The 12,244-nt window shown below is 35.8% G+C and carries 9 protein-coding genes; 8 read left to right on the top strand and 1 reads right to left on the bottom strand.

The annotated features are described in order from the left end of the window. Positions 1–18: 18 nt before the first annotated feature. On the bottom strand, positions 19–750 hold the full coding sequence (locus tag CXF79_RS10235; protein ID WP_101154849.1) for a putative nucleotide-diphospho-sugar transferase: 732 nt from the start codon (positions 748–750) through the stop codon (positions 19–21). A 401-nt stretch (positions 751–1,151) separates the two neighbouring features. Here CXF79_RS10235 and CXF79_RS10240 point away from each other — a divergent pair, with 401 nt between their 5' ends. From CXF79_RS10240 to CXF79_RS10275, 8 genes are all read left to right on the top strand, one after another. Continuing rightward, complete coding sequence (locus CXF79_RS10240; protein ID WP_101154850.1) at positions 1,152–2,618, top strand: sigma-54-dependent transcriptional regulator; 1,467 nt, start codon at positions 1,152–1,154, stop codon at positions 2,616–2,618. A 173-nt stretch (positions 2,619–2,791) separates the two neighbouring features. Beyond that, entirely contained in the window at positions 2,792–4,057 is a 1,266-nt protein-coding gene (locus tag CXF79_RS10245) for an oligosaccharide flippase family protein (RefSeq protein WP_101154851.1), read from the top strand. A 13-nt stretch (positions 4,058–4,070) separates the two neighbouring features. Next, positions 4,071–5,084, top strand: coding sequence for a glycosyltransferase family 2 protein (locus CXF79_RS10250; protein ID WP_101154852.1), 1,014 nt, complete (start codon positions 4,071–4,073; stop codon positions 5,082–5,084). A 92-nt stretch (positions 5,085–5,176) separates the two neighbouring features. Further along, positions 5,177–5,587, top strand: coding sequence for a hypothetical protein (locus CXF79_RS10255; protein WP_011044019.1), 411 nt, complete (start codon positions 5,177–5,179; stop codon positions 5,585–5,587). 195 nt (positions 5,588–5,782) lie between these two features. Continuing rightward, complete coding sequence (locus CXF79_RS10260) at positions 5,783–7,069, top strand: HD domain-containing phosphohydrolase (protein ID WP_101154853.1); 1,287 nt, start codon at positions 5,783–5,785, stop codon at positions 7,067–7,069. Positions 7,070–7,333: 264 nt separating this feature from the next. Then, entirely contained in the window at positions 7,334–9,004 is a 1,671-nt protein-coding gene (gene glnS / locus CXF79_RS10265) for a glutamine--tRNA ligase (protein WP_101154854.1), read from the top strand. Between the two features lie 166 nt (positions 9,005–9,170). Next, a complete protein-coding gene (locus tag CXF79_RS10270) occupies positions 9,171–11,315 on the top strand; it encodes a transporter substrate-binding domain-containing protein (RefSeq protein ID WP_101154855.1) in 2,145 nt (714 codons plus the stop codon). A 79-nt stretch (positions 11,316–11,394) separates the two neighbouring features. Further along, a complete protein-coding gene (locus CXF79_RS10275; RefSeq protein ID WP_011044015.1) occupies positions 11,395–12,225 on the top strand; it encodes a hypothetical protein in 831 nt (276 codons plus the stop codon). Positions 12,226–12,244 lie beyond the last annotated feature (19 nt).

Consider the following 12,244-nt stretch of genomic DNA (forward strand, 5'->3'; position numbering starts at 1 on the left):
GCAATATATGTATAATTTTTAGAGGCAGGCGAGTTTTGGGTAGATAGATAATATTACATTTGTTTCCCGTGACAGAATATCTTCATCAAGTTCCTTACTCAAAATCCTCCTGTTTTTATTACCGAAAGCTGATAAGCGTGCAGATAGAAAAAAAACAACTTTATGAAAGAAATTATTAAGAAAGCCCGTTCTCATGGGCCCACAATTGCGGTGACGTATATAATCGGTTAACTGATAATCGAATGTGTTGTTCCACTTTTGTTCAAGCTCTACTATAAAAGGGACTTCTTTACTGAATTCAATAACATGGCCATTCTCCCCCCAACCGACATCGTTTTCACTTTGTACTTTATCAAACTGAGCATCAATAACCTGCGTGAGCCATTCTATGGTTTTTACATTGTTTCTCGCTAAAAGCACTCCTGAATTGAATCTATTCGAATATCCTTTTGCCATATACAGGTATTTACCTGTTTGAAATACATCGGTTAAATCAGGACAGTTTTCATTAACCATGGTATCGGCATCCAAAAACAATACATTTTCATAGCCGGACAATAAAGCCGCTCGCATTAATGTTAATTTAAGCCAGCAACACTCTACCCCTAGGGCAGAAACAAAAGGACGTGTTACGGCTTGGTGAACATAACCGTATTTTTGTGCATAGCGTCGATGAGATTTAAGCTCCCGTTGGTACATCCATTGATAACCGTTTAAAGCAATACTCAGTATTAATGTTTTATGTTGCATATATTCACCCTTGCAATTAATCAATTATTTTTCTCTTATTAACAATTAATAAGCAATATTTGCTCCATCTATTTCATTAAAGTAATTATTCTGCATAGCTTTTAGCTATACGATTGAATTTCAATATGTTTTGCTATTATTGATAATTAACGGTTATATTTATTTATCAATAATTTATTAATGATAAATATCAACTATTATTTATCTGTAGAAACAAATAAAGCCCGATTGTAATTACAACAACTATTTAATAAACTTGTTGATATTTATTGTTTTATTTGTGTTTTATTTGTGATTTATGAAGTGAAAGTTATCCATTTGACCGCAGTTATTCAACAGGCTGTTGAGTGTTTACTAAATACAATTTAGATGATCAATACTCGCAATTTTAAGGATTGGAAATGCAGAACTTAAATAAATCTAGAATTTTATTTGTAGATGATGAACCAGAAATTCTGCGTTCTCTCGAACGTATAACAAAAAAATTGGATGCCGTTATTTTAACTGCTTCTAGTGGACAAGACGCACTTGATCTTATTAATGAGTGTCCTGTAGATGTCATCGTGTCTGATTTTAATATGCCAAATATGGATGGTAATCAATTACTGGAACAGGTTGCTAAAATTTCACCAGAAACAGTTCGTATGGTACTGACAGGCCATGGTGATATGGAAATGATCGTCAATTTGATTAACAATGGCCATATCTGGGGCTTTCTTCAAAAGCCTTGGGATAACTTCGATCTTATAATTAAGTTACAACAAGCCTTGCAATTACAACAGGTTTTGGCCGAACGAACGTTAATGCGAAGAACAATTGATCAATACCAAAAATATCATAAATCTAGTTTTGAAGGTTTCATCGGTGATTCAGTGGCTATGCAATTTGTATATTCATGTATCGAACAAAGCGCACCTAGTAACGCTTCTGTCTTTATTACAGGACCAAGTGGTGCAGGTAAAGAAGTTGCGGCACAAGCTATTCATCACTTAAGCAAAAAGAAAAATGGGCCCTTTATTGCGCTTAATTGTGCGGCTATTCCATCAGAATTAATGGAGTCAGAAATTTTTGGCCATATTAAAGGTGCATTCTCAGGCGCTGTTTCTAACCGAGATGGAGCGGCCTCTCTGGCAAATGGTGGTAGTCTTTTTCTTGATGAAATAGGTGAAATGGATATTAGTTTACAAGCAAAACTATTACGGTTTATTCAAACCGGTTGTTTTCAAAAAGTTGGTAGTGGAAAAGAAGAGAAAGTAGATATTCGTTTTATTAGTGCGACCAATAGAGAGCCACAAATTGCCATTGCCGAACATAAATTACGTGAAGATCTCTTTTATCGGTTAAATGTTATTTCAATAGATTTGCCGGCGTTAAATGAACGAGATAATGATATTCTTAAATTAGCTGAACATTTTTTAAGACACTTTAGTGACATTGAGGGTAAGGTATTTGCTGGATTCTCTTCTGGTGCAGAGGCATTAATAAAGTCTTATTCATGGCCGGGTAATGTTCGCCAGTTACAAAATATTATTCATAGTTCAACCGTTATGTCTGAAGGACCACTAATTTCTGAAAAGATTATTGCTCAACAACTGGGTAGACAAAACAAACAAGCAGAGCCAACGTCTAATACTCATAAACAAAGCGACATCCCTTCAATAAATCAGCACAATCAAAATACGAGTGTTGATCAGGGGAATCATTCGACCTCATCAATTATTACCTTGGCTGAAGTTGAAAAACAAGCCATTGAACAGGCCATAGATTCGTGCCAAGACAATATTGTAAAAGCTGCGAGTGAATTGGGCGTAAGTCCATCAACACTCTATCGAAAAATCCAGCAATGGCAAACATCGCCAGCAGAATAATTGTATTCCTAATATGCAAATAACCACCATAATGATTTTCATCATGCAAATAATTATGGTGGTTCTATTTAAACTTTAATAAAACCATTATTAATCAATCGATTAAATAAATCACATGTTGGAATGAATCTTGAAGCTACCTTGTTAATTAACAATGCTTCAGGAATATTCTAATGTGGTTGCTTAATTTTTTTAGAATACAATTAAATTCAGTTATTGAGCTCTTATCAAATACTATTTGGTTGCTCAGTGCAGAGTTTGTAGCAAAAATCTCCCGAATATTCACCATTATTGTACTGGCTGCTCAATTATCACCAATGTCATACGGTACTGCCATGTTAGCTTTAGCATTTCATGATGTTTTTGGATTGTTGTTACGTGCAGGTGTGGGTAGCCAAATTATCAACTGTAAGCCACATCAATTAGAAAACTTTGCCAAAAATGGCATAGTGATCCAATGGGGTATTTGCTTAACCATAGCGATAGGCCAATTCAGTTCAGCAAATTACTTTTCATCACTTTATGATAATGATGACATAACACTTTTATTACAAACGATGGCTGTAATTTACCTTCTATATCCGTGGGTAAGCATTAAAATATTTTTATTGCAGCGTGAAAACAAAATGCGTTGGTTCAGTATTAGAAATGGTCTGTGTGTCATTATTGAAAACTGTACAATTGCAATTACCGCTTTATTAGGAGCCGATATCTTATCGGTGGCTTTGGGGAAAATTGCTTTTTCAATTTTTTGGTTATTGTTATTTTCATTCTCACCTGTCAAATCATATGGGGTTGGTTGTAAACCCTTTATCATTCATCAGATGCTTCAAACATCAGGAAAGCTGTTTAATACTGAATTTCTTCGTGGTATTCGATTTCATGCGGATACCTTTATTGCCGGTAGGTTATTAACACCTGAACTTTTTGGATTTTATACCTTTGCGAAGAACGCAGGTGTAGGTTTAAGTCAGTCAATTAGCCAAGTCTATATTGGTGCTTTATTCCCGTACTTGTGTAAATTAGAGCGAAAAGGTCAGTTATTAGAACAACAAAAAAAAGTATTTGTTATCTCTTTATGCATTGGTTTTCTGTTTGTTATTCAAGCGCTATTAGCACCCATTTATGTCCCTATTCTATTTGATGAAAAGTGGTCTTCAGCGATACCTATTATTACCATCTTATGTTTAGTCGCACTTCCTAATTTAATAATCGATATTGTCTGTTGCATGCAGCGTGTAACCGAGCAATACCACAGGGAAACATTTACTCGATTAGTCTGTCTTTTCATCAGTCTAGCAACGATTTTTATCTTTACTCCCAATGAGCCTATGGAGTTCGCTTTGGTGATCTTTTTTAGTAGTTTATTTTGTTTAATTCCAATTTATTTAATTAATGTAATAAAGCCCTTTAGTAACAATTTACGTACTGTAATTTGATAGGAGAAAACACATGGAAGCTAAATCAATTCCGGTAGTATCGGTCGTTATTCCAATGTATAACGTAGAAAAATATATAGAGCAAAGTGTTAATAGTGTCCTTAATCAGAGTTACCATCATTTTGAACTTATTTTAGTTGATGATGGCTGTGTTGATAATACCTTGGACATAGTTAATACCTTTACTGATCCACGTATTAAGATTGTACGACAAGTTAACCGAGGTTTGTCGGGTGCTCGAAATACAGGTATAGAGTCCGCCAGAGGAATATATATTGCTTTATTGGATGCAGATGATTATTGGGCAACTGATAAATTAGCTAAGCACATACAACATTTAAGTATGAATCCAAAAGTAGGTGTTAGCTATTGCCCTTCATTATTCATTGATGAGGAAGGTGCTCTTTTAGGTGTTGGCCAATTCCCTAAACTTAAGAATATCACTAAACAGCATATCTTTTGTCGAAACCCAGTAGGCAATGGTTCTTCACCTGTCATTAGAAGAGCAGTATTGTCAGAAATTGGCCGTTTCGGTATTAATAAAGATAAATACCGAAAAATGTATTTTGATGAAAGCTTAAGACAATCAGAAGATATTGAACTTTGGACACGTATAGCGTTAAACACAAAATGGCAGTTTGAAGGCGTTAGCACACCGTTAACTTATTACCGTGTTAACGATTCAGGTCTGTCTGCCGATGTAGATAAACAATTTGCAAGTTGGCAACACGCTGTCATGTTAAACCAAGCATCTCATTCAACTTTCTTCAAACAATTTTACAGCTTGGCAAAAGCTTATCAGTTAAGGTATTTAGCAAGAAGATCCATACAATCAAAGAGTAAGGTCACTGCATTTAAACTTATTCATCAAGCAATATACTGTAACTATAGAATTATTCTGCAGGAGCCTAGTCGTACTTTCATGACTTTGTGTTGCGCTTGGTTAAAGTTTTTACCAAGTAAGCTATACAGTCGTATAGAGAAATTTGCCATGTTGAATTTTGGTAACAGCTCAGTTAAGCAGTAATATGAACTAAATAGTGACTATCTTTATGATTTTTATCAGTAAATGTTGTAAATAATATCATTAACTAATCCAATTTTACATTGAGAGATATTATGAATCGTATTAAAAAATTGGATAAAACCTCAACAGTTAATCAACTATTAAACGGTATGGAAAAGTCTGTTGCTGATAGCTTTACTGCTGAACAGCGTAAAGCATTGCAAACAAGCATTAGCACTCAAGACTGGCACCAACACAATGTAGATTTTAGGCCTACGTTAGCACTGCCATTTTTACCCTGGAGCTTTTATCTTGTGTTTCTTGTTGGTATTAATAGGAGGGGACTTGTACCGATAGAACGTTTTATTGCTTTTACTATGTTTTTATTTGTTATATTTATAATTGGCTTAACGGTTACTGGTTGTGCTTTGGTGCTTATTTACTTACTAAAATCATGGTTAGGTATTGATTTATTTCCAAATGAATCTCTTGGTATTTGGGATAAATTCAAAGGCTATTTTTAACACTCTATAGTTAAATAAGGGAATATTTATAAATTATTTGTTTTACCAACAATTACTATACTCCCCACAGAGGTCCTTGAATTTTAATGATAACAGTTATATATACGTTAATACTCAGCTATAATTAGCCAAATTAATTGTGCAATTAATTTTATGTGATAACTTAATTGATGGTCGGTAACCAAGGAACAATAAATGGAAAAACCTTCATTACTAATACTTGATGATGAAAAGGAAGTGCTAAACGCGTTAAACCGTGTTTTACGTAAACATTTTCAATTGTATTTATTTTCAGACGCCAATGAAGCCATTGGCTTTTATCAAGATAATCCTAATATTCCGCTAGTGCTTACGGATATGAGAATGCCCATCATGGACGGGGCTACATTCTTAGGGAAAATCATTGAAATTAATTCCCACTGTAAACGATTTTTGTTAACAGGGCATGCCGATATTAATTCAACTGTGATAGCCGTTAACGAAGGGAAAATATCCCACTACTTTTCAAAACCATGGGATAATGAAGAACTAGTAACTAAGCTCAAAAGTGCTTATGCACTGTATCTTAATGAAAGAAAAACCAAACATTTATTAAAAGTTAATTTGGCTAAAAATGCTGAGCTCTCACTGATTAATAGTTCCCTTGAATTAGAAACCAATAAAAACCAACAAAAATTACAACTTATCTCTACCCGAGAAGCGAATAGCTTCGGTCGACTTAAAAAGACATTTTCGACCTTTATTGATATATATGCTGAAACCATTTGTTTGCATAATCAAGATGTATCTCGGCACAATTTTCGCGTTGCAGCCCATGCTAGGTTAATTGCAGAAATGCATTCTTGCGATAAACTCACCACTTTTCAGATTTATATCGCCGGCTTACTGTATGAAACAGGAAAGTTATCTTTAGAACAAACGTTACTTAACAAACCTATAGATACTTTGACGCAACAGGAAAAGAATCTATACAGTGCTTTTTATCAAAAAAGCTACGAGCTGCTCAATAGAGTTGATGAACTTTCCTTCGTCGCCGAAATAATAAAAAACATTCCTGCAAACTATAACGGCACTACTGCGCCAGAACACCTAACAGCGGATGAGATCCCGTTAGGCTCAAGAATTATTGCCATCGTATCAATGTATGATAATTTAGTTAATGGACGTCAGTCACAAGTTAAAACACCGACAGTAGAAGCCAAGCATCGTATTAAAGAATTAGCTAAGACAATGTTTGACCCAAGTTTAGTTAATCACTATTTAACCATACTAGAAGAACGTCCGAGTTCAAGTGAAGGTAAAGTAGACTACCTACTCAATTGTAGTGATTTACAAGAGGGCATGATGTTAACAAGAGATATTGTTAACGCTGATAAAAACCCAATGCTAACGAAAGGAACCACTATAGAGCAGCATCATATTGATAGACTCCTTGAAATTGAAAAGAGCCAAGGAGAATTCTTTCTTGTTTATGCTCGTTGATAATCCAAGGTGCAGTGATGATAAGCTCTTTCGTAAGAGCATTTGAACACGAAATATACGCAATAAGCGTGATAACCGAATAACCACAATAATGCGATAAGAGTATTAAGAAATATACTCTTATCTAACGCTATTCTCCCCCGTAAACACTTGCTATAATGTTCGGTATCTTTGTGCGTAAAACGTACTTTATACCAAGCTTTATACTAACCGACTCCATAAGTTGAATCGATTGTATTAAGTTATTTTCAGAGGTTTATTTTCATGTCGGATACCGAAAACCGCCCAACAAACTTTATTCGTAATATCATTGATGCCGATCTAGATAGTGGTAAACACACAGGTGTGCAAACACGTTTCCCACCAGAGCCAAATGGCTTTTTACATATTGGCCATGCAAAAGCTATTTGCTTAAATTTTGGCATAGCCCAAGACTATAATGGTTTATGTAATTTACGGTTTGATGATACCAACCCTGAAAAAGAAGATATTGATTACGTTCATGCTATTCAAAAAGATGTAAAGTGGTTAGGTTTTGAGTGGGCAGGGGAAATTCACTATTCTTCTAACTACTTTGACCAATTACATGGTTTTGCGGTAGAACTTATTGAAAAAGGTTTAGCGTATGTTTGTTTCTTAAACGCAGAAGAAACACGTGAGTATCGTGGTACTTTGAATAAACCAGGTAAAAACAGTCCTTATCGTGATACTTCAGTTGAAGAAAATTTAGCCTTATTTGCCAAGATGAAAAATGGCGAATTTGAAGAAGGCATTTGTGCCTTGCGCGCTAAAATTGATATGACTTCGAGCTTTATGTGCTTGCGCGACCCTATTATTTATCGAGTACGTTTTGCCCATCATCATCAAACAGGTGATAAGTGGTGCATTTATCCAATGTATGATTTTACCCATTGTTTATCTGATGCATTAGAAGGCATAACCCATTCTATTTGTACGTTAGAGTTCCAAGATAACCGACGTTTATACGATTGGGTCATTGAACACGTTTCAGTACCAAGTACGCCGCATCAATATGAGTTTTCTCGCTTAAACCTTGAATACACACTGATGAGTAAGCGTAAGCTAAATACGTTAGTAGAAGAAAAATTAGTTGATAGCTGGGACGACCCGCGCATGCCAACAATTGCAGCATTTCGTCGTCGTGGTTATACTCCCGCGTCAATGCGAGAGTTTGCCAAGCGAATTGGTGTAACTAAAATGGAAAACACTATTGAAATGAGTGTTTTAGAAGCATGTATTCGTGAAGATTTAAATGATAATGCTCCGCGTGCCATGGCTGTTTTAGATCCTATTAAATTAGTGATTGAAAATTACCCTGAAGATAAGAATGAAGATCTTATTGTTAAAAATCACCCAAGTGATGACGAGCAAGGGACACGTATCGTGCCATTTTCTAAAGAGCTTTACATTGAAGCTGAAGATTTTAGAGAAGAAGCCAACAAAAAATATAAACGTTTGGTCATCGACAAAGCAGTACGTTTACGTGGTGCTTATGTGGTAACTGCAACACGCTGCGATAAAGATGAACAAGGTAACGTTACCACTGTTTATTGTACTTACAATGAAGATACGCTAGGAAAAAATCCAACCGATGGGACTAAACCTAAAGGTGTAATTCATTGGGTTGATGCCAATAAATCACTTGATGCGATAGTACGTTTATATGACCGATTATTTACCGTGCCTAACCCTGCAGCAGCAGACGATTTTAATTCTGTTATTAACCCTCAGTCTTTAGTCACTATTACAGGAGCTAAAGTTGAGCCGTCACTAGCAGAGGCAAAACCTGAGTTTGCATATCAATTTGAGCGTCAAGGCTACTTTTGCCTAGATAATGACATTAAAGAGCCTGGTGCATTAGTCTTTAATCGCACGGTTGGCTTGCGTGATACTTGGGCTAAAATTAGTCAGTAAGCTAAACAAAAAAATTAGCAAAAGATGTCGTTAATTTCTTAACATTATTTTTAGCATCTTCTTAATAAAGCCAGTTGTAGGTTATTTAAACTTACCACTGGCTTTTTTTTTGTTAAACCTGTTAGTCTTAGGGATAGCTTCTTCATAATTCTTTCGGGCATATTTAATGAATAAACAGTTAGTTGCAATAACTCTAGCAAGTTTTTTTACGCTATTTATCTTAACTGGCTGTCAAGAGGCGCCTACAGTAGAAGAAAATCCTAAAACTGACATTAGCCAAAATGGGAAACAAAACGATCTCAAGCCTAAAACTCAAAAAGCAGTAAAAATTGTAAAACAGAGAACAACCGCTAGAACTTGGTCTGAGATAAAAGCATCAGGGCAGATCAACGCAGTAAAACTTGATTGGAAGTTAGAATCTGCACTACCACGAGCAGGTTCCACAGGGGCATATCACACTACTTTATTACAGAGCTTTGCGGATAGCGGAGGTTTAAAAGTTAAGTGGCATAGGGTGAGCAACTTAGCTGACATGTTTAAGAAATTATCAGCGTTTGAGGTTGATATTATTCCGCGACATCTAACCATCACCACAAATCGTCTTGATAAATATAGTTTCACCTATCCGCTTTTACGTGACAAAGAAGTGGTCATCGCTAAATCGGGCAAACAAGATTTTGATGAGGATGATGACAATAATATCTCTCTTCCTATTGGCTCAGCTTATATTGATAGTGTTAGTAAGCAATATCCTCACTGGCAAGTTAACATTATTGAAGATCATGTCAGCTCTCAGGAAGTGGCTGATAGTATCGCGACAGGTCAAACTAAATATACTGTCATCGATGGCTTTGCTTTAGAAACATTAAAACAATATCGCGATGATATTCAAAGTGTTTTCACGTTGCCTAAAGCGATTAATCTTGCTTGGGCCGTTAATTTAAATAATGACACTTTTTTACATGAGTTAAATGAATTCATATCGGTTCATCATGTTATGCAAATGATAGAACCAGAGCGCACTATCGATTTTAAACAGTTAAGAAAAGATAAACTCCCTTTACGTGTGATCACACGAAATAGCCCTGAAACCTATTTTTTATGGCGCGGCGAGTTACTTGGTTTTGAATATGAATTGATGCGAAAATTTGCCGATATCCATAAGGTGAAATTGGTTATTGTTGTGGCGGATAGTTACGAAGAAATGCTAGAACTATTAGCAAATGGGAAGGGGGATATTATTGCCGCAGGACTGTCTCGTACTAAAGCAAGAGCAAAAAAAATAACTAAAGCTAAGTTAGTGACAAGTATTCGTTATAACCGAGTAAAAGAGCAACTGGTTGCTCATCAAGATAGTGCACAAATAAATGAAGCAACGGATCTTAAAGGCCGCACCATAACTATCAGGAAAAGCAGCAGCTTTTGGTCAACAGCACAAAGGTTAGCGACAGATTTTGGCGCCAATATTGTTTTAGCAAATGAAGATATTGCCACCGAAATATTAATCGCTCAGGTCGCTGACAAAGAAATAGATTTAACCATTGCTGATAGTAACTTAATCGCCATTGAGAGCAGTTTTCGCTCACAAATCATTACCCCGCTAACCTTTAAAGAAGATGTACCTTACTCTTATCTGGTCAGACAAAATAACCCGCAATTATTAGCCTATTTAAATGAATTTGTTAGAAAGTACTATCGTGGTACTTTTTATAATGTAGTTAAAAATAAGTATTTTTATAATGAAAGACTGCAAAAAAGTCATAACAAGTACCGTTTGGTGTCCGGCTCAATTTTATCGCCCTATGACGATATTGTTCGCTTACATGTACAAGAGTATAACTTTGATTGGCGACTTATTGTCTCGCAAATGTATCAAGAAAGTCGGTTTGACCCGCTGGCAAGTAATTCCACTGGTGCCTTTGGTTTAATGCAAATGTTACCGCGCACAGCAGCAGAGCTGGGAGTAAAGGATTTAAAAGACCCTGAGCAAGCTATTGCATCTGGCGTGCAATATTTAGATTGGACCCGCGATCGATTCTCTAAGGACTTGCCAGTACAAGAGCAAATATTTTTCTCTCTTGCCTCTTATAATGCGGGTTATGGCCATGTAAAAGATGCGCAACGTTTAGCAAGACAGTTAGGGCTAAGAAGTGATCGATGGTTTAACAATGTTGAAAAAGCCATGTTATTACTTCAGCGTAGACAATATTATAACAAAGCGCGCTTTGGTTATGTTCGAGGGAGAGAGCCAGTAAATTACGTACGCGATATTCATCAGCGCTATTTAAGTTATATTCGCATTACTGATTAATAGACTGATTAATGGGTTAATTATTCTATTTTTTAAAAGAGGGCATAACCATTTCTTTATTATTAATAGTGCATAAATTATGAAGCCAATCATGGTCATTGTTTTAATGCTATTTAGTTTTATAGTCATGTCTGTAGAAGCTGAAGATATTGAACCAGTACATTATGCTTACGCTAATTACTTAGGTAGTGGTATTTATCAAACCACAGGTCAAAATGCTAGTTTGATCAGCATGCCGTTTTCCTATGAACTAGGGCATGAGGGAAAAACAACTTATGGCTTACGCTTGCCTGTTTCAGTGGGTTTTTTTGACTTTGAACTAGGTGATTTACCAAACCTTGATTTACCTGATAGCGTTGGCACAGTAACTTTTACGCCGGGCATTGCGTTTAACTATCAATACAGTAAAGATTGGTTTATTGAGAGTTATATTGATCTAGGTTATGGCCGAAACTTAACAACGAACAAAGGCGTTAGCATTCACTCTTCGGGCGTTTCTGCGCTTTATCATTTCGATATAAAAAACTATGACGCAATTTGGGCGAATAGATTATATTACGCTCGTTATGATGGTAACGGTTATGATGCTAAAGACTCCTATGCTGCTATTCAGCTTGGCATAGATATGGGGTTACCCTTACAATATCAAGTATTTGGTTACCCATTTCAGCCGAGATTTTTTGCCACCGCCTTTTGGTATTTTAGTGAAGTTGATTTTTTAACACCACGAACTCGAAGCTTTGACGAAGAAGATAACGTCACGTTAACTAACAGTGTAGAGTTTGGTTTTACCTTGAAATTTGCTAAAACGATTGGTTATTCATGGGCAGGAATTGAACGGTTAGGATTAAGTTATCGTTATAGTAAAAATTTTAGTGCTTTTCGTTTACTGTTTAGCTTTCCAATTTAGTTAATCTATTCAATTTTAT

This window comes from Colwellia sp. Bg11-28 (genome assembly GCF_002836245.1).
GTDB classification, from domain to species: domain Bacteria; phylum Pseudomonadota; class Gammaproteobacteria; order Enterobacterales; family Alteromonadaceae; genus Colwellia; species Colwellia psychrerythraea_A.